A 20,216-nucleotide genomic window follows, 5' to 3' on the forward strand; every position below is an offset into this window, starting at 1 on the left:
CTATCTATGGTCCCTCCGTCTGAAGTCGGGCCGTTCGGACGTCTCGAAGTCAAACAGGCCCAGAGCCTCGTCGGCGTGAAGTTCACCGATATCGGTATCGACGACGCGTTCATCAAAGAGGTCGCGAACACGGTCGACCCCGGTGACTCCGCGTTGTTCCTCCTGTCCCGCGCACAGATGGAGCGAATCAGAGCGGGATTGTCCGACGACAAGTTCGAGAGTATCGAGACGAACCTCTCCCCGAGGACGAAGACCGACTCCGTGAGGCGTTCGCCGTTGAACAGTTTGGCCGTTCTGGACCCTCATCGGGCCGTTCTTGTACAGAAATACGTTGCTCCTCTCTGGCTTATCGCACGATAGTTGTGTATCGCGACATGTGATTTATACAGTTGTTCACTCCAAATCGTCGCCGGTCGCAGAGCACGCGCCGCGGCGCAACCGACAGCTACTGCGCTATCTGTTCTTCGACGGACACAGACTCGTCCGCCGATTCGAACACCTCGGCCAGCGTCTCGCGCATCGCCTGCCGGCGGAACGACCGCCGGCGCTCCTCGGAGAGGTAGTTCGACATGACGACGTCGGCGCTCTTCGACCCCTGGTCGGCGGCGACGCCCTCTAACTGCGCGAGCATCTCGTCGACCGCCGCCTGATAGGCCGTGTACCAGAAGCGCCGACAGAGCTTCGCCGTCGGGACCTCGCCATCGACGGTCACGCCGGCCTCGTCGGCGAGGCGCTTGAACCGGCGGTTGACCGTCTCGCGGGCGATGTGGCCCGCGGCGGCCCGCGAGGAGGGAAACAGTGCGCCGTTCCAGTCGTCGTCCTCGGCGAGCGCGTCGATGCGGGCGGCGACGGCGTCGACGCCGTAGAGGAGCGCGACGGTTCCCGGCCCGTTCTTCCGCTCTTCGAACGCGATGTGGGGGTCGTCGCCGGAGAGGACGAGTTGCGACGCGCGGAGCGACGCGAGCTCGTTCGGGCGGAGCCCCCAGCCGGCGAGTCCGAGGACGAGCAGGCGGTCTTCGAGGTCGTCGGCGACGGCGTACACCTCACTCACTTGGTCCGCGGTCATCGTGCGGTTGTCGGGCTGGCCCTGTTCCCAGCGGAACTGTTTGGCGGCGTTCCCGACGGGGTTGTACCGCGCGCGCCGGAAGTCGACGAGGTACTCGTAGAACGACCGGACCGTCTGGAGGTACTTGAGCTTCGTCCCGTCGGTGGCGAGTTCGGCGTCGAACTCGTCGAGGACCGCGAGACAGCGGTCTATCTCGTCTGGCTCGGCGTCTCGGTCGTCCAGTCGTGAGAGCAGGTCGGCCGAACCGTGTCGGTCGCGGTAGACCCGGGCGAACCGCGCGAGGTGGGTCCGGCGGGTCGGTAGCGTCGAGTCCGCGAGGCCGCGCCGCGATTCGAGCATGTCGAGGTACGTCTCGAACGCCTCGACGGTGCGGTCGTCGTCGATACCCCAATCGTAGCCTTCGTCGGTCGCCTCGTCGCCGAGGCCGACGACGCCGACGAAGAACTCCCGCGGCGTGAGGTCGTGTTTCTCGCGGAGCGCGTAGGCGATGCCCGACCAGCCGCGTTCGGTCAGCCACGAGTAGGTCGGAACGTCTCGCGTCGGGTCCATCCCGTCGCGATCCATCGCGGGCGCTATCGTCTCCCAGTAGAACGCTTCGAGTTCGTCGAGCGACTTCCGCGACCAGTTCACCGCGGCTCACCCCGCGCGAACCGGCCGCCGCGTCGCGTTCCGTGCGCCATCGTTCTGCATGCAGGGCGTGCCGCGGACGGATTAACACTTTCTCTCGCTGGGACCGACGGCGGTCGGCGAGTCGTGCCCGCCGGCCGACCCGTCGACCCTCAATATGACGGGTAATAGATATATTGGGGAGACGCGATAACAGGAAATCACAATGTCCGATGGAAACGACGGCGGTTCGGTGCTCGGGGCGGACCCGCCCGGCGACGGGGTACGGGTCGGCGACGCGGACCCGGCGGTCGACGTTGGTGCCGCGGCCGACGAGGTGACGGTCCTCGAAAGCGGGACCGAGTTGGAGCGGACGATCGGCCTCCGCGGCGGGTTGGCAATCGGTATCGGGACGATGGTCGGCGCGGGTATCTTCGTCTTTCCCGGCCTCGCCGCGGGGCAGGCGGGTCCCGCGGCCGCGCTCTCGTTCGCGCTCGGGGCGGTCATCGCGCTGTTGGTCGCGCTCCCGACCTCGGAGTTGGCCACGGCGATGCCGAAAAGCGGCGGCGCGTACTACTTCATCTCCCGCGCCATGGGCTCTGCGTTCGGCGCGGTCGTCGGCATCGGGCTCTGGCTAGGGCTCGTCTTCGCTTCGGCGTTCTACCTCGTCGGCTTCGCGCAGTACGCCATCGCCGTGCTGGCGGAGTTGGGGGCGGCGTCGATGGTCTCGGACCTGCCGCTCGTGGCGCTCCTCGGGGTCGGCTTCGGGGTCGTCTTGACGGCTCTCAGCATGTTCGGGACCGAGAACGCGACGAAGCTCCAGAACAGTATCGTGAGTCTGCTCCTCGGCATCCTCCTCGTGTTTCTCGTCTACGGCTCGCTCGACACGCTCGGGCTGTTCGGCCGTCAGACCGTCCCCGAGGAGTTCATGCCCTACGGGACGCTCAGCATCTTCACCACGGCGGCGCTCGTGTTCACCTCGTACCTCGGATTCGCGCAGGTGGCGACGGTCGCGGGCGAGATAACGAAACCCGGGCGGAACCTCCCGCTGGCGATGGTCGGCTCCGTCGTCGTCGTCGGGGTGCTGTACGTCGTGACCATCCTCGTCTCGACCGGCGCGTTCGGGAGCGCCCAACTCGCCGCCTTCGGCGAGACGGCCATCGTCGAGGTCGCGCGCTCGTACCTCGGCTTCCCCGGCGCGGTCGCCATCCTCATCGCCGGGCTCTTGGCGACGGTGTCGAGCGCGAACGCCTCGATTCTCAGTTCGTCGCGCGCCCTCTACGCGCTCAGCCGCGACGCGCTGGTCCCGCCGCAACTCGCGCGAATCAACCTCCGGTACGGGACGCCCCACATCGCGCTCGCGCTGGTCGGCGGACCGACGGTCGTCCTCGTCGCCGTCGGCCGGACGGAGGTACTCGCCGAGGTCGCGTCGTTCCTGCACCTCGTCACCTACGGGCTCATCTGCGTGGCGCTCATCGGGCTCCGTCGCTCGAACCCCGCGTGGTACAACCCGTCGTTCCGCGTCCCCGGCTACCCCGTCGTCCCGGTCCTCGGGGCGCTTGCGAGTTTCAGCCTCGTCGCGTTCATGCAACCGCTCTCGCAGGCGGTGGGCGTCGCCGTCGCGCTCGCCGCGTTGGTCTGGTACTTCGCCTACGCCCGAGACGTGCGCCTGAAGGGGGTGAGCGCCGATGCGTGACTCTCCTGACGTTCGCGTGCTCGTCCCCGTCGCGGTGCTGGAGGGGCAAGTGATTCCCGACCAACTGATTCACCTCCTCTCGGAGACGACGGTCGTCCTGCTCGCGTACCACGAGATACCCGAGCAGACGGCCCCCGAACAGGCCAGAGAGCAGTTCGAACCGAAGGCCCGCGAAGAACTCGACGAACTCGTCTCGGTGTTCGAATCCGCCGGTGCGACCGTCGAGACGCGACTCGTGTTCACTCACGATGTGGACCAGACGACGGAGCGCATCGCCACGGAGGCAGAGTGCGACGCGGTACTACTCTCGAACCCCGCACCGACCATCGACCGCGTCATCGTTCCGATAAAGGAGGCAATCAACCTCGAGACGATTACCAGGGTCGCCGCGGCGGTCGGAAAGCGCGGAGACGTCGAACTCACGCTGTTCCACGCAGTCGAAGACGACGGGGCGGTCTCGGACGGCGAAGCCCTCCTCGACGAGGTCGCGAATGACCTGGCGGTCCTCGGCGTCAACCGCGAGCACGTCTCGCGCGTCGTCGTCGTCGCGCAGAATCCGCTCCAGGCGCTCATCGAGGGCGCGGACGACCACGACCTGGTCGTGATGGGCGAGGAGAAGCCCACGCTCCGCGGCCGACTGTTCGGCGAGACCTCCGACCGAGTCGCCGAGCAGACCGTCGGTCCGGTGCTCGTGGTCCGGCGACCGCTCGACCCCGAACCTGACGACGCCGACGGTACCGGCGACTCGGAGTGAGGGCGGTTCGCCCTCGACCGTCTCCGGCTCGCCACTGAATACTATTGTACTATTATTTCAATTATCACGATACGGATCGACTGTTTTGATAGATGCAACAAAATCCAGGTAAGAGAATAATTTCTACAATTTTTACAAATTTTAGACTATTTGAGGGAATGAAGCGTTAGAGATGCGATATGAGAATACGAGCCTGTCGAACGTTGATTCACACGTGAATCCAGATTATAATCGACAGTCGATTCGGACTTGATTATCATTGCAAAATAACTGAATTACTATCTCGGTCAGACGCCCGTCTTCGACGCGTCTCGCCCGCCTCGACTCACTCGGTCGGCGCGGAGCGTCTCCCATCGGCGACTCGCCCGGCCAGCTCAGTCGTCCGCGAACGACATCCGACTGCTGTGGACGTGCGCACTTCCATTACACCAGTAATTATGTAATGCAGTGTGGGTCGTTTGACGGGCGTTAGTCACTGCCCGTTCCTCCGGCGAGACGTATCGGTAGCAACGAGATCTATGGGGAACTAGCTGTAATCTAGCGTATCGTTGTATCTTCTCTAACAGATGTCGCGACTGTGTTCATATATAGTCAATACATCGCGATACTCGTTGTCGTGTGTCGTCTCTCAGATATTCCGTTCTCGAAACTTTTCGGGGCGCGTTGACCGTCCGACGTTCGAAACCGTCAATCTCGGCCGACGAGTCGTATCGAGGGGCCGAGCGCGGCTTCGACAGCATGACGCCGAGATTCGGGGGACTGGAGACTCGTTCGGCCCGTCGATCGTACCGAGAGCGGTCTCCGACTCGCCCGCGACTCGGACGAGACCGTTGGTTCTCCGTTTGTGAACCGTATCGACGCGCGGTCGGCGCGAAAGCGATACCGTCGTAGAAGCGTTGAGGACGACGCGGACCGCTAACTGAACGTCGGGAAGTCGTCGTCGGACTCCTCCATGTTGACGTTGACTTCGATGACGTTGGCGGTGTTGACGACGCTCTCGATGAGTTGTTCGTGGTAGTCGGGCTGTTTCATCCGGCGGACCGGACCGGAGACGCTGATGGAGCCGAGGACGCGTCCGTGACGGTTCGTCACCGGCGCGCCGATGGCCTGCAGGCCCTTGATCTCCTCCTCGTCGTTGAGCGAGTAGCCCCGGTCGCGAATCGTCTCCAACTCCTCGAAGAGCTCCTCGCGGGTCGTGATGGTCGCCTCCGTCTTGCCCGGCAGGCCGTACTGGTCGATAATCCACTCGACGCGCTCTTTCGGGAGGTGCGCGAGAATCGCTTTCCCCGTCGCCGAGAAGTGGAGGTAGTCGGCGCGCTGGAGCTTGTTCACCTGGTAGTCGCTCCCGACGGCCTTCTCGCCGCTCACCTTGTAGAGATTGATACCCAGCCCGTGCTGTTCAGTCGCCAGGTGCGCGTACTCGCCGGTCTTCTCCGCGAGCTCCTCGATTTCGGGCTTTCCGATGCGGTAGAGGATGTTCTGGTACCGGACGTACTCGCCCACGAGGAGGAACTGCAGCGACAGCCGGTAGGTGTCTTCTTCCTTCACGACGAACTTCTCGGCTCGAAGCGTGCTCAGGTAGTTGTAGACGACGCTCTTCGAGAGGTCGAGGTGATTCGCCAACTCCGTCACCCGCGCGCCGTCTAGCTCCTCGAGCGCCCGAACGACATCGAACGCACGAGACACCGTCTTCAGGGTCCGCGGCGAACCGGTCGTGTGTTCGTCTGCCATAGTCAAGTTCGAAGCCGCGAAGTCATATGTGTTTGTATTTGACGAACGGTCACTTCTGAAATCGCCGGAAAGTCGCACCGCTTGCCGCAAAATAGCGTGATCAGCGTGATTTTAATTTCGAATATCGTCTGTAACGTGTCCGAAACGAGCGAATTCGACTACTTAGCCACTGTGTTCTCATTGTACAAACACCGCGGTGTTCTAACCGATTCGAGACTCACCGTACAGCGAGAAAACACGTGTATCAGGGACTCTGGGTGGAGAATAGTGCATCGTGGTGGCGGGCGTTTCGACTACGCGGTCGTCGCGAGCGGCGGGCGGCGGTCGATTCGAACGCACCGATAGGGCGGGTCCGCGGAGAAGGGAACCGAGAACAGCAGTCGTCAGTCGGGCGGTTTCGTCACTCGGTCGCGAGGTCGGCGAGCGCGCCGGCGAGCACGCGAGTCGCGTCGGCGCAGTCCTCCCAGTCGGTCCACTCGCGGGGGTTGTGCGAGATGCCGTCGCGGGAGGGGGCAAAGAGCAGTGCGGCGTCCGTGACGGCCGCGACGTGCATGGTGTCGTGGCCCGCCCCGGAGTGGAGGTCGAGGGTTTCGAGGTCGGCGTCGGTCCCGGCGTCGTGGAGCGCGGCGCGGCAGCGCTCGCTCATCTCGACGGGCTTGCGGTCCCACGGGTGCGAGAGCGCGGCCTCGACCGGGCGCTCGGCCTCGATGCGGTCGAGGCTCGCCGCCGCCTCGTCGATGACGTACTCGATGGAGTCGTACGCCACGTCGCGGATGTCGACGGTCAGGTCGACTTTCCCGGCGATGACGTTGGGCGCGTTCGGCGAGACCTCCAGTTTGCCGACGGTCCCGACCGCGGTCTCCGAGACCTCGTTTCGCTCGGTCGTCGCGCGCTCCACGTCGAGGACGAACTCGCTGGCGGCGGCGAGCGCGTCCGACCGGTCGTCCATGAGTGTCGACCCGGCGTGGTCGGCCTCGCCCGTGATTTCGACGGCACACCGGGAGAGACCGACGATGCTCGTGACGACGCCGGCGGGGACGTTCGCGTCTTCGAGGCGCTCGGACTGCTCGATGTGAAGCTCTATCCACGCGTCCCAGTCGGCGGCGTCGACGCGCCCGTCGCCCCGGTAGCCGATGTCCGCGAGGGCGTCGCCGAGCGGAATCCCGTCGGCGTCCTCGATGTCGAGGGCCTCTTCGACGCTCAACTCGCCGACGGCGACCGCCGACCCGATGAGGCCGCCGCCGAACCGCTGGCCCTCCTCCTCGGTGAAGTTGACGACCTCAACGGGTCGGACGGGTTCGATTCCGGCGTCCTGCATCGCGCGGACGCTCTCCAGCCCCGCGTAGACGCCGAGCGGACCGTCGAAGATGCCGCCTTCGGGGACCGAATCGAGGTGACTTCCCGTGGCGACGGGGGCCGCGTCGGGGTCCGCGCTCTCGGGTACCCACCGACCGACGATGTTGCCGACCTCGTCGATGGTGATGGAGAGACCGGCGTCCCGAAGGCGCTCGCAGAAGAACTCTCTCGCCCGCCGGTCCGCCTCGCTGCCGCTCAGGACCGTCCGCCCCCGACCCTCGTCCGTCGGGACGGCCCCGAACTCCGCGTTCGACTCGATGTCGCTGCGGAGTCGCTGCTGATTGACTCGCATGGTTCCCGGATTCGTGACTAACCCTATTTTACTGTTTGGAATTCGGTCACATGCGTGACAGTACTGAGTGGCCGCGAACTCCCCGAAATCAGCAGGCACGGCGCGCTGGATGTGGGTTCTGGGACTCTGCCCACCACCCGTGTCGTTCGAGGGCGCACATCGGCGACGTTCGAGGACGCGCGTCGGCGACGGTTCGGTCGCCGCGAGTGACCTGCGGGACGCCGATGCGGGCCGTCGTTTGCGACGAGAGGGTTGACATTCGTGGAGTAATCCCGGACACGGACGAGATAGAATTGGTCATTCTACAGTTCACTCGCGTTCGGCGCTCGGAACAGTATCTGATATTACATCTTCTCCGTCTCGATATGGGGGTTGTACTCACACAACCACAATTTTTATCACACAGTAACGGATTTGAGCGACTGTATGCAAGAGAATGGCAAGGGGAGCGACTCCTCCGACAGCACCGGCGACGGCACGCGTCGCAGTCGTTTCGACCGCCGTACCTTCCTCGGGGCGGCGGCGACGACCGGCGCGGCGGCGCTCGCCGGGTGTACGGGCGGCGGTTCGGACGACAGCACGACCGAAGATTCGGGGTCCTCGGGTGGAAGCGACGACACGGAGAGCACCGACACGACCGCCGCGAGCGGCGGGAAGCAGGGCGGCACGCTCCAGTGGGGCGGCGCAGTGCCGGTGCAGGGGCTCGACCCGCACATCGACACTTCGGCGGCCTCGAAGCGCGTCCTGGAGAATATCTACGAGGAAGTCGTCGCGCTACAGGACGACTACTCCATCCAGCCGCACCTCGCGGAGTCGATGGAGCAGTCCGACGACAACACGCTCCTGACGTTCAACCTCCGGGAGGGCGTCACCTTCCACAACGGCAAGGAGATGACCTCCGAGGACGTGCTGGCGAGCTACGAGCGCGTCCAGAACGGCGACTACCTCGCCACCGGCTTCTTCGACTACGTCGAGGAGCTTCGCGCCCCCGACGACTACACCTTCGAGGTCCAACTCACCGAACCCTTCGCGCCGTTCCTCGCGAAGATGGCGACGGCGGAACTGTCGGTCATGCCCGCCGAGAACGCCGAGAAGGACATGGTCGAAGAACCCATCGGGACCGGCCCGTACGTGTTCGAGAGCCGCGAAATCGAGACCTCGTTCACGATGTCGCGCAACGAGGACTACTGGGGCGCGTCCGACGAGGACGGCCCGTTCATCGACACCATCGTCAAGAGCGAGGTGCCGGACCCGAGCGTCCGCCTCCAGTCGTTCCTCGCCGGCGAGTACGACTTCATCAACGGCATCGCGCCGAAGGACGTCTCCCGCGTCGAGCAGGCCCCCGACGTTCGGTTCGAAAAGCAGTTCCCGAAATCGCTCGTCTACCTCGGCCTGAACTGCGACGTGGCTCCGTTCGACAACAAGGACGCCCGCCTCGCGCTCGACTACACCATCGACAAGGAGAAGGTCGCCGAGGCGGCCCTCTACGGCACCGGTCAGACCACCGCGTCCCCGGCGACGCCCGGTAGTCCGTGGGTCAACCCGGACATCGAACCCCGCCCACGTGACCTCGAGAAGGCCCAAGAGCACCTCGACGCCGCCGGCATGTCCGACGGCTTCACGGCGACGTTCAAGATTCCGCAGTCCTACCCGACGCAGGTGCAGGCCGCGGAGGTCATCGCCGCCGATGCCGCCGAGGTCGGCATCAACCTCGAAATCCAGCAGATTACGTGGAGCACGTGGCTCTCGGACGTCTACTCCAACCGCGACTTCCAGGCGACGACGAGCTCCTACCTCGCGCTCTGGTACCCCGACGTGTCGTTCTACAAATTCCTGCACCCCAACGGGGCGTTCTTCTTCACCAACTGGGTGAACGAGGACTACAACGCGCTCGTCGAGGAGGCGCGCACTATCTACGACGAACAGGAGCGGGCCGACCTCTACCACCAGGCGACGGAGATTCTCCACGAGGACCGCGCCGGCCACCTCTTCCTGTGGTGGCAGCCGAGCCTCTACGGGGCCGCCTCGCAGTACAAAGGTGACATCGGCGCGCCCGACGGGTCGACGCTGCAGTTCGGCGACAACTGGCTCGACCGCTAACACAGATTCCACACAATGTCGATGTACAACTACGTCTTTCGGCGCGTCGGGTTCATGGCGGTGACGCTGTTCTTCGTCACGCTCATCGCCTTCGCCGTCACCAACATCCTGCCCGGTGACGTGGCCCTGCTCATCTTGGGCCCCAACGCGACCGAACAATCGCTCGAAGCGCTCCAAACCCAACTGGGACTCAACCGCCCGCTGTACGTGCAGTACATCGACTGGGTCGTCGGGCTCCTCCAGGGGAACATGGGCGAATCGCTCCGGTTCGGCGAACCCGTGTCGCAACTCATCGCCGAGCGTCTGCCCCGGTCGATGATGCTCGCCGTCGCCGCGACGCTCGTCGCCGTCGTGCTGTCGGTCCCGCTCGGCGTCTACGCCGCCGTCAACCAGAACGAAGCGCCCGACGTGAGCGCCTCGATGTTCGCCTTCGTCGGCATCTCGATGCCGATATTCCTGTGGGGGCTGGTGTTCATCCTGGTGTTCGCCGTCTGGCTGAACCTCTTTCCGACCGGGGGGTACGTCTCCCCGAGCGAGGACCTCGTCGGGTCGCTCACGCGACTCGTCCTCCCCGCGGGAGCGATGGGCTTCGCGCTCACCGCTTACATCATGCGGATGACCCGGTCGTCGATGCTTGAGGTTCTCAGCGAGGAGTACATCAATCTCGCGCGTGCGAAGGGGATGAGCCAACGGGTCATCGTCCTCAGACACGCGCTCAAGAACGCAATCATCCCCGTCATCACGGTCATCGCGTTCCAGTTCAGCTACGCGTTCGGCGGGGTCGTCGTGCTCGAAGAGGTGTTCTTCTGGCCCGGCATCGGTCGGCTGACGCTGACCGCGATTCAGAGCCGCGATATCCCCTTGATTCAGGGGTGCATCCTCGTGGTCGCACTTATCTACATGTTCTCGAACTTCGCCGCAGACCTGCTGTACGCGTACTTCGACCCGCGCATCCGCTACGGAGGTGACGACTGATGGCGACCGAACAGGAGACCGACCGCGGTCGCTTCACCATCACGCAGTCACAGCGCGACCGCATCGCCCGGTTCGTCCGGAAGTTCCGCAGCAACACGAAGGCGATGCTCGGCTTCACCATCGTGGTGCTGCTCGTGCTCGTCGCCATCTTCGCGCCGATTATCGCGCCGTACCCCATCGACGCGACGAACATCGAAGACCGTTCGCAGGCCCCGTCGGTCGAACACCCGTTCGGCACCGACGACCTCGGCCGCGACATCTTCAGCCGCGTCGTCATGGGAAGCCGCATCTCGCTGTACGTCGGCTTCGGAGCTATCTCCGGCGCGCTCGCCGTCGGGGCCGTCGTCGGTGTCGTCGCCGGCTACGCCGGCGGGTTAACCGACGAGATACTGATGCGCGTCATGGACGCCGCGATGGCGTTCCCACCGGTGTTGCTCGCGCTCACGCTCCTGGTCGTTCTCGGCCCGGAGTTGAGTAACGTCGTCATCGCGCTCGCGTTCGTCTACACGCCGTACATCGCCCGCGTCTCGCGGAGCGCGGCGTTAGCCGAGCGCAACGAGGCGTACGTCGAGGCCGCCATCGCCCGCGGCGAGAGCGACTCGCGCATCGTCTTCAGCGAGGTGTTCCCGAACTGTATGGCGCCCATGCTGGTTCAGGGGTCGCTGAACGTCTCGTTCGCCATCCTCGCGGAGGCGAGCCTGTCGTTCCTCGGCCTCGGCGCGCAACCGCCGCGGCCGTCGTGGGGGCTGATGATTAACACCGGTCGCGGCTTCATGGAGACCGCGCCGTGGATGTTGCTGTTCCCAGCGCTGGCTATCGGTATCGCCGTCGTCGGGTTCAACATGCTCGGCGACGGACTGCGTGACGTGCTCGACCCCAAAGTGGAGGCGATAGAATGAGCGCACCCACCACCGCGACCGACCGCGAGGCCGACGACGGTCCGCTGCTCGACGTGCGCGGACTCAGAACCGAGTTCCGCACCGACAGCGGCCCCATCGTCGCCTCCAACGAGGTGTCGTTCTCGCTCGACCGCGGCGAGACCATGGGTCTCGTCGGCGAGTCGGGCGCGGGCAAGTCCGTGACGGCGCGGTCGCTCATGCGCCTCATCGACTCGCCCGGCGAAATCACCGGCGGGCAGGTCGTCTTCAACGGGGAAGACCTCCTGCAGAAGACGGAAGCCGAGATGCGCGACATCCGCGGCAACCGAATCGCGATGATTCCGCAGGACCCGATGTCGTCGCTCAACCCGGTGATGACCGTCGGCGAGCAGATCACGGAGACGATTCGCCGCCATCAGGACGTCTCCAAGTCAGAGGCACGCCAGCTCGCCATCGAATCGATGGACGACGTCGGCATCCCCGACGCGGAAGAACGCATCGACGACTACCCCCACGAGTTCTCCGGCGGGATGCGCCAGCGCGTCCTCGTCGCCATCGGCTTCTCCTGCGAGCCGGACCTCATCATCGCCGACGAGCCGACCACCGCGCTCGACGTGACGACGCAGGCGAAGATTCTTGACCTGCTCAACGAGATGCAGGAGCGCGAAGGAACGGCCGTGCTGATGATCACCCACAACCTCGGCGTCGTCGCCCAGACGTGCGACCACGTCGGCGTGATGTACGCGGGGAACCTCGTGGAGACGGCCGAACTCGGCGACCTGTTCGACCGCCCGCGACACCCCTACACCCGCGCGCTCATCGACTCCATCCCGGAGGTCGACACCGACTACGACGAACTGCCGACGCTCGACGGCGCGATGCCCGACCTCGGGAACCTCCCGAGCGGCTGTAACTTCGCGCCGCGGTGTCCGCACGCCACCGAGGCGTGCCGGACCGGCGGCGACCCGTCGCTCGACTCCGTCGGCGACGACTCGTCGCGCGCGGCGTGTCTCCACGCCGCCGACCTCGACCTCTCGGAGAGCACGGTCCCCGAAGCCGGGGCCGGCCGCCGCGACGTCGACCGCAGCGGCGAACCGCTGTTCGAGGTGCGGAACCTGAAGAAGTACTTCAACGCCGGCGAGGGCGTCTTCGGCAACGTCCACCTCTCGTGGGAGGGCGGCGGCCTGCCGACCGTCGAACGGCGGCACGTCAAGGCCGTCGACGACGTGAGCTTCGACGTCTATCCCGGCGAGACCGTCGGGCTCGTCGGCGAGTCCGGCTGCGGGAAGTCCACGGTCGCTCGCACCGCGCTCCGGCTCCTCGACCCGACCGACGGCGAGGTGTACTTCGAGGGACAGCCGCTCCACGAGCTCGGCACCTCGGAGATTCGGAGTCTGCGCCGCGAGATGCAGATGATATTCCAGGACCCCCAGAGCTCGCTCAACCCGCGGAAGACCGTCGGCCAAATCGTCGGGCGCGCGATGGAGAAACACGGCATCGCCACCGGCGAGGAAAAGCGCGAACGAGTGGGCGACCTGCTCGAACGCGTCGGCCTGTCGCGGGCCGCCGCGAGCAAGTACCCCCACGAGTTCTCCGGGGGGCAACAACAGCGCGTCGCCATCGCGCACGCGCTCGCGGTCGAACCGAAGCTCATCGTCTGCGACGAGCCCGTCTCGGCGCTCGACGTGAGCGTGCAGGCGCAGATTCTCAACCTCCTGAACGAGATTCAGGAAGACGAGAACATCTCGTTCCTGTTTATCTCGCACAACATCGGCGTCATCCGGCACATCTGCGACCGCGTGGCCGTGATGTACCTCGGCAAGATAGCGGAGTTCGGGAGCATCGAGCAGGTGTTCTCGCCGCCGTTCCACCCCTACACGGAGAGCCTCCTGTCGGCGGTCCCCCACGCGAACCCGGACCGCGAGACGGACCGAATCTTGCTTGAGGGGAGCGTTCCGAGTCCCATCAACCCACCGTCGGGCTGTCCGTTCCAGACGCGCTGTCCGAAGAAAATCGGCGACGTCTGCGAGCAGGAGCTCCCGGAACTCGAAGCGGTCGGGGGCGCGGACCACTACATCTCCTGTCACCTCTCGGAGGAGGAGATGAGCCAGCGTGACTCGTTCATCACGCCGTCGAAGCGCGCGGAGACCAGTCCGGCCGACTCGGACTGAATCCGCCCGCGCGGTCTCTTCTCAGTATTTAGCGCCGAAGCCGGTTCAGTACTTGACGCCGAAGTCGAGAATCTCGTCGGGGTAGTCGCCGAACTGCGCGTCCGTCTCGCGCCGAATCTGGTCTTTCGCGCGCCGCGCCTCCGCGAGCAGGTCGCGGAGGTCGGACACCGGTTCGTCGGAGAGGTCGACCCGGAGGTTGTGGTAGAACTCCGGCGTCGGCGCGTGGACGAGCACCGCGGCGCTCATCTCGCCGCGGTCGTCGCCGCCGGCCGCCTCGCCGGCTTCGAGCGCCGAGACGAGTCGGTCGGCCATGTCGCCGTCGGCGGACTCGTACGCTTCGGCGGTCGCCTCGACGACCGCCTCGCCGGCGAGCATGTTGCCCGCGACGGTGTAGTCGTCGCCGACGCGGTGGCCGGCCCACGAGACGCACTCGCCGCCGGTGAAGGCGAACTCGCCGGCCGCGCCGACGCCGTGGACCTGCCGGTAGGCGGCGTGGTCGTCGGCGTCGAGGAGGGTTTCGAAGGCGTCGTCGATGCGCTCGCCGGCTTCCGCGCGGGCGACCGCGTCGCGGCCGTGTTCGGTCTTCGTGTACGACTGCGTGACCGCCGCGCCGCCGGCGCTCACGTAGGGGCAGGTCGCGCCGACAGCGACCGTGCCGGTCGTTACCGCCGCGCCGAAAACGTTCGCGTCCGGGTCGCGCGCCGCTATCGAGAAGGTTCCTGGGACGTGTCGCATAGTACGGTACTGCGTTTCGGTCACGCTCGCACGGTAAATACTCTCCCTCTCGCGGAGCGGAACGGAGACGCGGGTAGTGTCCGAGCGCGACGTAACAGTTCGGACTCTGTGGAGTCCCGCACCGGATTCAGCGTCCTCCCCGTTCGCAACTACCGAGATAGTATTGTAAATGAGAGACATCATTGATGAGCACTATTTCTTATTTATCGGACTTTCCTATCCGGATGTTTTTGAATCAGTCGTGAATGATTGCATTATCACCCCAGCTTCTGATTGAGCGAAAAAGCTAATTCGGGAGACGCTCTACTGCGGTGCAGTATTTGTCTCGGAGAGCAATACCGACCGTCTCGCGGGCCGGCAGTCGAATCCAAGGCTTATGTTGTCGCGGTGGCAAGACGAACGTATGAGACTCGGCATCGGTCGAACCGGCGTGGTGATTCTCCTCGGACTGTTCGTCATCCTCGGTGCGGAGGACGTGTACGTCTGGGCCGTCGCCGGAACCGTTCCCGGCGTCGAGTTCTTCCTGGCGCTCGTGTTCGTCCTCGTCGTCGCGTTCGTGGCGATTCGGGAGGCGCGGGCGCACCCGCCGAGTCGGTAGTCGTTCGCCGCTCGGAACGTGGTTTTCGCCCGCTATTCTTCGCGCTCTCTGCAGTCGAGCGGCGCTTCGCAGCACGCCGAACGATAAGCCGACGACTCGCGGACCAGTTTGCACTCGCGGTAGCGGTAGGCGACGTCCGCGCCGCAGGCTTCGCAGGTGAGGGTGTACTTCGGCTCCGCGAACCGGCGGACGCGGACCGGCGCGTCGACCGCCTCGGCGCGGCGCTTGAACGCCGGACCGTGGTCGGTCGTGCCGAACGCCTGAAACTGCTCGACGTGGACGAGTTCGTGCCGGAGCGTCGCCGTCCACTCCCCGCGGTCGAACGACTCGAACGCCCGCCACGACAGCGACATGGTACACGTGGGCGCGGCGTCGAGTTCGGCCGATTGCGACGACGTTCCGGTCCACCGTCTCGGCTCACCGACCGTCGCGTCGTCGACGTTCGGGGTCTTCACGGCCGCCGCCCGCCGCTTCGCGCGGGTGGACACTTCCCACCGGACGCGGTGTAAGTCCACGGCGAAGTCGTATTGACCCGCCGCGTGGCGGCAGTACGTCCGCGACCAGCTCACCAGCTCGTCGCCGGTCTCGATAGCGTCGTACCCGCCGAGGCTCCCGTCTTCGTGTCCCACGATTTCGAGCCGTGGTTCGGAGCGCGCCGATATGTGTGTTGTGCCACCCGCGCGGTCGCCGTCGAGCGGTGTGGGTATGGGTGTTGGTGCGGGTGTGGATGCGGTCAGGCTGTGAGCGTCGCTTTCTCGTCGGACACGAGCTCCCGAACCGCGTCGAACAGCCGCTTCGCGCTGTTCCGGGACGTCCCTTCGACAGTCACGCGAAGGACGCGCTCGGTTCGGCTCGCCCTGACGACGAACCACGCGTCGCCGCGCTCGACGAAGATGCCGTCGTCGGTCCGAACGTCGTCGAAGCGCGCCTGACACTCAGTCGCGAGCCGCGTCATCTCGCGGGCGCAGTTGTCGACCGCGAACGAGTCGAAAAACAGCGGGTACGCCGCCACTTCACCCGCCTGTTCGGAGAGCGCCGCCCCCTCGTCGACGAGCCGCGCGAGGCGAATCGCCGAGAGCGCCGCGTCCGGGCAGGGAGACTCGGCCGGCCACTGGTAGACGCCGCTCGGCTCGCCGCCGAAGACGACGTCCGCGTTCGCCGCCGGTCCGGACCCCGGAATCCCGTCCATCTCGACCCGGACGATGCTTCCCCCCGCGTCGGAGACGACCTCTCCGATGCGACGACTCGCCTCCAGCGGCACGGCGACGCAGGCGTCCCCGTCCGCATCGCGAACCGTCTCTCGCGCGAACAGCGCGAGGAGCGCGTCTCCGCCGACGACCTCACCGGTCTCGTCGACGGCCACGAGGCGGTCCGCGTCGGCGTCGTGAGCCAGACCGATATCGGCGTCCGAGGCTGCGACTGCTCGGCGGAGCGTCCCGCACGCGTCGTCGCCCGCGGCGACCCGACGGCGCGGAAACGAGTCGTCCGTGGTTCCGTCGAGGCGCTCGACGTCACAGCCGAGTCGGTCGAGCGCGTCGGCCATGATGTCGTCGTCCCGCTCGCCGACGGCGACCACGACGCGCGTGTCGGAAACCGAAGTTCGCCCCTCGCAGAGGTGGTCGAGGTGATGTGCCGTGGCGTCGTCCCAGCGACGCTCCTCGCCGATTTCGTCCCACGGGGCGACCTCGGCCGACGAGCCGTTGACGCGGCGGACGACCCTGCTCTGTCGCTCCCACGAGAGGCGCGAGCCGTCGTCGTCGAACAGTTTCAGCCCGGTGTCCTCGGCGGGGTCGCTGACGGTCGTCACCGCCACGCCGGCGTCGCCGCCGAGTCGCCGCACGCCGTGAGAGACGGTCGGACTCGCCACCGGCCCGAGTCGGTGGACGGTGCCGCCGCACTCGCAGACCCCGGTCGCGACCGCGTCAGTGAGGAGACGAGCGCTGTCGCTCGGGTCGTGGCCCACGACGATTTCGTCGCCCGTTCCGGCGAGGGCGCGACCGGCTTTGAGGGCGAGTTTCGCGGTCACCTGCGTCCCGTACGAACCGCGGATTCGTGATGGTGCGAACATACCCCACTGTCCGCCCGAGGTGTGTTTACTATCGGCCGGATAATCCCGGTCGGCGTCGCTTAGCGTCCGACAAAACGGCGGGTTCGGTCGCCGAGGCGTTGGTATCGTCCGACACGACCTCGTACACCACGACCCCGTCGTTTCCGTAGACTCGTCGATACCGGGGACTGTCCGCGAGCGAGGCGCGAAGCCGTTCGGTCCCGTCTTCTTCGAGCCCCCGGACGGTGTACGTCCCGCGGGGGACGTACAGGTAGTCGGGCGAGGCGTCGACGGAGGCCATCGATTCGGTGACGCAGGTCGCGTTCTCGCAGGTACTCGCCGTTTTGAACGCCGAAATCTGGTCGTAGTACCTGTCGGGGCTCTTCCATTCGACGCCCCACGGCCCCACGAGCATCGTCCGCTTCGCGTAGTGCGGGAACCACTCGGCCGCGTCTGACAGTACGACGAACGACGCGTTCGTGTCGGTGTCGTTTCTCGCCCATTTCATGGCCCCTCGGTCGTCGTCGTCCATGAACGAGGGGAGACTCGGGCTGCCGTGGTGCGCCGCGCCGAGGCCGCTCGCGGCGTAGAACCCGCCGAGACTCGTCCCGACGACGAGAACCACGACCAACGACGAGGCCATCAGCTGCCGGTTGTCGAGCGACCCGCGAGCCCTGTCGGTCAGCCGCGGCACGACGACGCCGAAAAGCACCGTCGAAATCATCATCGCGCCGGCGACGAACTGGAAGCGCTCCTTTCCGATGACGTACGCGCAGACGAAGAGCCACAGCGGCAGCGTGAATTTCCTCCGAGAGACGAGCACGCCCGCGGCGGCGAAATTCGCGAGGAAGAACACCGTGACGACGGTCGGGTCCAGCGGGTAGACGAACTGGTCGAGGAGCCGCCCGACGCCGCCGGCGATACCGCTGTGACTGCCCGCCGCACCCACGAAGGCCCCGACGCCGTGAGTGGTGACGACGTTGGCCCACCACGGCGCGGCGAGGACGAGTCCCCCGAGAGCCACCGCGGCACCGCTGACGAGCCCGGGCAGCGTTCGGTCGAGCATCGCGTAGAGGACGAGCCAACTGACCCCGAAAAACACGGTGTACGTCGGATGGGAGAGGACCGTCAGCCCGAAGCAGATGACGCCGGAGCCGACCCACAGCGGCCGCCGAGTGCCGCGGCGGAACAGTCTCGCTCCGACGTAGACTCCGCAGAGAGACAGGAAGAACGCGGACGCGCGGACGATGCCGCCGGCCGAGAGGTGCCACTGCAGGACCGGTGGAGCGACCGCGAGAATCGCCGTCGCGACTCCCGCCTGCCGCGGCGTCGGGAGGAGTTCGAGCGCGATTCCGTAGTACGGCACGAGGTAGAGCACCGTGACGACGGCCGGGAGGACGAGGCTGAGCGTCGTCCCCGAGACGCCGAGGTCGGTCAGGAACGCGACCACGTAGAACTGGAGCGGCGGGTACGCGAACGGAATCCCGCCGTCGTAGTACGGAATCGAAGCCGGGAGCGCGTAGCCGCCGGTCCGAATCTGCTCGGCGATTTCGAGGTACAGCCCGGACCCGTAGGCCGGGTAGTCGTGGGTCGCCACGTACGTCACCGAGACGACGAGTCCGGCGACGAGGGCGAGTGCGAACCACGCGTGGCTCTCGCGGCCGAGGCCGGGAACGCCGTCGGTGAACGCGTTCGCGCGGCCCGGTGCCGCGGGGTCGAGGCCGTTCGCCGTTTCGTCGGTCGTTGAATTCATGGAGTAACTCTCACTTGCGCTTTCGAAGCGAGACGGGGTTCGTGAGCGAGACGCGGTACGGGAGCCACCGCAGCTCGGCGATGGCCCACAGGACTCCGACAGCGAGCCCGAGACAGGACACCAACAGTTCGGCGACGCCCATCCACCGTGGGAGGACGTAGTAGACGGCGTTCACGACCGGTCCGGGGAGTACCGACGACTGAGACGGGCCGCCGTCTCCGACCGTCGAGCCGCCGGCCGCCTGATTCCGGAGACCGAGTTCGTGCGCGGGTGGTCCACCCGCGCTCTCGTCGCCGGTCCCGAGCCGTTCGGCCTCGTAGGGGAACGCGATAGGCACGCTCCAGACGACCTCGCCGGTCTCGTCCAGTTCGAAGACGCGGTTTCCGTTCGAGTCCGTCACGAGCGTATGGCCGTTCGGAAGCCTGTCGGCGTCTCGCGGCCACTGTAACTGCGCGTCCCGCCAGTGCCACGAGCGAACCCACCGACCGTCGTCGTCGCGGTATTCGACGAGGCGGTTGTTCTCAGAGTCGGCGACGAGGACGGCGTCGTCGCCGGTGGGATTCTCGATGTAATCGGGGTTGTGTTGCTCGTAGAGGACGCCGTGAGACCCGTTTCCGAGCGTTCGGTTCTCGATGAGGCCGGTCTCGCGGTCGAGATACACCACTCTGTCGTGGTTGCGGAGACTGACCTGAATGTGCCCGCTTTCGAGCACCTCCACGTCGTTGAGGTGGGTCCAATCGGAGGGATACGGCCCGCCGGTCGTCGCGGGGTCGAACGCCGCCTGCGCGTCCCACGACCACTCGACGATGCCCGTCGTCGTGTTCACGACGAACACGCGGTCCGCGGCGATGTCGGCGACGACGTACGTCGAATCGCTCAGCCGGTCGCCGTCGTGCCACCGCGTCGAGTGCTTCCCGGCGGTCACGCGGCTGTAAATCCCCTCGACGCTCCCGGTGGTGAGGTTCACGCGCTCGATGCCGTTTCGCGTGCACGCGCCCTCGCCGCCGCACTCTTCGGGTGTCAGATGGTCCGCGTAGAGGTACTCGACCGTCGCGTTCGTCCCCTCGACGGGGTCGACGTCCCAGTAGCGGGTGTGGGAATCGTCGTAGTATCGCCGCTCTCCATCGGCACCGAACGCGACGAGTTCGGCGTTCGCTCGTGGGCCGTCGCTCTCTCGTCCGAGCCACGTGTTCGAGTCGGTCGCGATGACCGTCGTCCCGTTCGCGGGCGCGACCCGTGCACTCTCGCCGGTCGCGTCCGTCACCGCCGAGGTCGGTCGGCTCAGGTACGCGGCCCCGACGATACCCGCGCAGACGAGGAGGGCGACTGCCGCGGCGACTCGCAGATGCGTCCGCTTGACCATTTCGTAGTCGTCGATCGGTAGACGGTCTTACTATCCGGATGCTAAACTGCGGGTGCGTCCGTGCCCATCGACGTGGAACGTGCTCGACCGGACCT

General features: G+C 66.0%; 17 protein-coding genes. 8 read left to right on the plus strand and 9 right to left on the minus strand.

Translation table 11 applies throughout. From position 1 onward, the window contains the following. Positions 1–6: 6 nt before the first annotated feature. Positions 7–360, plus strand: coding sequence for a DUF1269 domain-containing protein (locus tag C5B91_RS15835; protein ID WP_233514274.1), 354 nt, complete (start codon positions 7–9; stop codon positions 358–360). Positions 361–445: 85 nt separating this feature from the next. Here C5B91_RS15835 and C5B91_RS15840 read toward each other — a convergent pair whose 3' ends face one another. Continuing rightward, positions 446–1,696, minus strand: coding sequence for a tyrosine-type recombinase/integrase (locus C5B91_RS15840; RefSeq protein WP_008094213.1), 1,251 nt, complete (start codon positions 1,694–1,696; stop codon positions 446–448). 202 nt (positions 1,697–1,898) lie between these two features. On the opposite strand from C5B91_RS15840, the gene C5B91_RS15845 reads away from it, so the two are divergent. Together C5B91_RS15845 and C5B91_RS15850 are read left to right on the plus strand one after the other, a co-directional pair. After that, positions 1,899–3,368: an APC family permease gene (locus C5B91_RS15845; RefSeq protein ID WP_049968906.1), complete on the plus strand. Its 1,470-nt coding sequence runs from the start codon at positions 1,899–1,901 to the stop codon at positions 3,366–3,368. Further along, positions 3,361–4,122, plus strand: coding sequence for a universal stress protein (locus C5B91_RS15850; protein WP_008094217.1), 762 nt, complete (start codon positions 3,361–3,363; stop codon positions 4,120–4,122). Before C5B91_RS15845 ends, C5B91_RS15850 begins: the two co-directional genes overlap by 8 nt. 915 nt (positions 4,123–5,037) lie before the next feature. Here C5B91_RS15850 and C5B91_RS15855 read toward each other — a convergent pair. From C5B91_RS15855 to C5B91_RS22130, 3 genes are all read right to left on the minus strand, one after another. Continuing rightward, entirely contained in the window at positions 5,038–5,853 is an 816-nt protein-coding gene (locus C5B91_RS15855) for an IclR family transcriptional regulator (RefSeq protein WP_004977952.1), read from the minus strand. A 400-nt stretch (positions 5,854–6,253) separates the two neighbouring features. After that, positions 6,254–7,501, minus strand: a complete 1,248-nt coding sequence (locus tag C5B91_RS15860) for a Zn-dependent hydrolase (RefSeq protein ID WP_008094220.1) — start codon at positions 7,499–7,501, stop codon at positions 6,254–6,256. Positions 7,502–7,589: 88 nt separating this feature from the next. Continuing rightward, positions 7,590–7,760, minus strand: a complete 171-nt coding sequence (locus C5B91_RS22130) for a hypothetical protein (RefSeq protein WP_158545704.1) — start codon at positions 7,758–7,760, stop codon at positions 7,590–7,592. Positions 7,761–7,927: 167 nt separating this feature from the next. On the opposite strand from C5B91_RS22130, the gene C5B91_RS15865 reads away from it, so the two are divergent. Genes C5B91_RS15865 through C5B91_RS15880 form a run of 4 tightly spaced genes read left to right on the plus strand, consistent with a single transcriptional unit; the run spans position 7,928 to position 13,625 of the window. After that, the gene (locus C5B91_RS15865) at positions 7,928–9,601 is read left to right on the plus strand and encodes an ABC transporter substrate-binding protein (RefSeq protein WP_008094221.1); all 1,674 of its coding nucleotides are present in this window, start codon (positions 7,928–7,930) and stop codon (positions 9,599–9,601) included. Positions 9,602–9,616: 15 nt separating this feature from the next. Beyond that, a complete protein-coding gene (locus tag C5B91_RS15870) occupies positions 9,617–10,576 on the plus strand; it encodes an ABC transporter permease (protein WP_008094222.1) in 960 nt (319 codons plus the stop codon). Continuing rightward, complete coding sequence (locus tag C5B91_RS15875; RefSeq protein WP_008094223.1) at positions 10,576–11,475, plus strand: ABC transporter permease; 900 nt, start codon at positions 10,576–10,578, stop codon at positions 11,473–11,475. The genes C5B91_RS15870 and C5B91_RS15875 overlap by 1 nt, the downstream gene beginning before the upstream one ends. Next, complete coding sequence (locus C5B91_RS15880) at positions 11,472–13,625, plus strand: ABC transporter ATP-binding protein (RefSeq protein WP_119712791.1); 2,154 nt, start codon at positions 11,472–11,474, stop codon at positions 13,623–13,625. Before C5B91_RS15875 ends, C5B91_RS15880 begins: the two co-directional genes overlap by 4 nt. A gap of 45 nt (positions 13,626–13,670) precedes the next feature. On the opposite strand, the gene C5B91_RS15885 is transcribed toward C5B91_RS15880, so the two are convergent. Further along, on the minus strand, positions 13,671–14,360 hold the full coding sequence (locus tag C5B91_RS15885; protein WP_115819985.1) for a DUF1028 domain-containing protein: 690 nt from the start codon (positions 14,358–14,360) through the stop codon (positions 13,671–13,673). A gap of 403 nt (positions 14,361–14,763) precedes the next feature. On the opposite strand from C5B91_RS15885, the gene C5B91_RS15890 reads away from it, so the two are divergent. After that, on the plus strand, positions 14,764–14,958 hold the full coding sequence (locus C5B91_RS15890; protein ID WP_049905292.1) for a hypothetical protein: 195 nt from the start codon (positions 14,764–14,766) through the stop codon (positions 14,956–14,958). Between the two features lie 32 nt (positions 14,959–14,990). Here C5B91_RS15890 and C5B91_RS15895 read toward each other — a convergent pair whose 3' ends face one another. The 4 genes from C5B91_RS15895 to C5B91_RS15910 all read right to left on the minus strand — a co-directional run bounded on the left by C5B91_RS15895 (position 14,991) and on the right by C5B91_RS15910 (position 20,121). Further along, positions 14,991–15,587 (minus strand): SprT-like domain-containing protein, encoded by a 597-nt coding sequence (locus C5B91_RS15895; RefSeq protein ID WP_008094227.1) that lies wholly within the window; start codon positions 15,585–15,587, stop codon positions 14,991–14,993. Between the two features lie 104 nt (positions 15,588–15,691). Beyond that, a complete protein-coding gene (locus C5B91_RS15900) occupies positions 15,692–17,026 on the minus strand; it encodes a phosphoglucosamine mutase (RefSeq protein WP_115819986.1) in 1,335 nt (444 codons plus the stop codon). Positions 17,027–17,054: 28 nt separating this feature from the next. After that, positions 17,055–18,758 (minus strand): glycosyltransferase family 39 protein, encoded by a 1,704-nt coding sequence (locus C5B91_RS15905; protein ID WP_115819987.1) that lies wholly within the window; start codon positions 18,756–18,758, stop codon positions 17,055–17,057. Between the two features lie 10 nt (positions 18,759–18,768). Next, positions 18,769–20,121 carry an aryl-sulfate sulfotransferase gene (locus C5B91_RS15910; protein ID WP_115819988.1) on the minus strand — a complete coding sequence of 451 codons (1,353 nt, stop codon included), beginning with the start codon at positions 20,119–20,121 and terminating at the stop codon, positions 18,769–18,771. Positions 20,122–20,216 lie beyond the last annotated feature (95 nt).

It is taken from the genome of Haloferax sp. Atlit-10N (genome assembly GCF_003586325.1).
GTDB lineage: Archaea > Halobacteriota > Halobacteria > Halobacteriales > Haloferacaceae > Haloferax > Haloferax prahovense.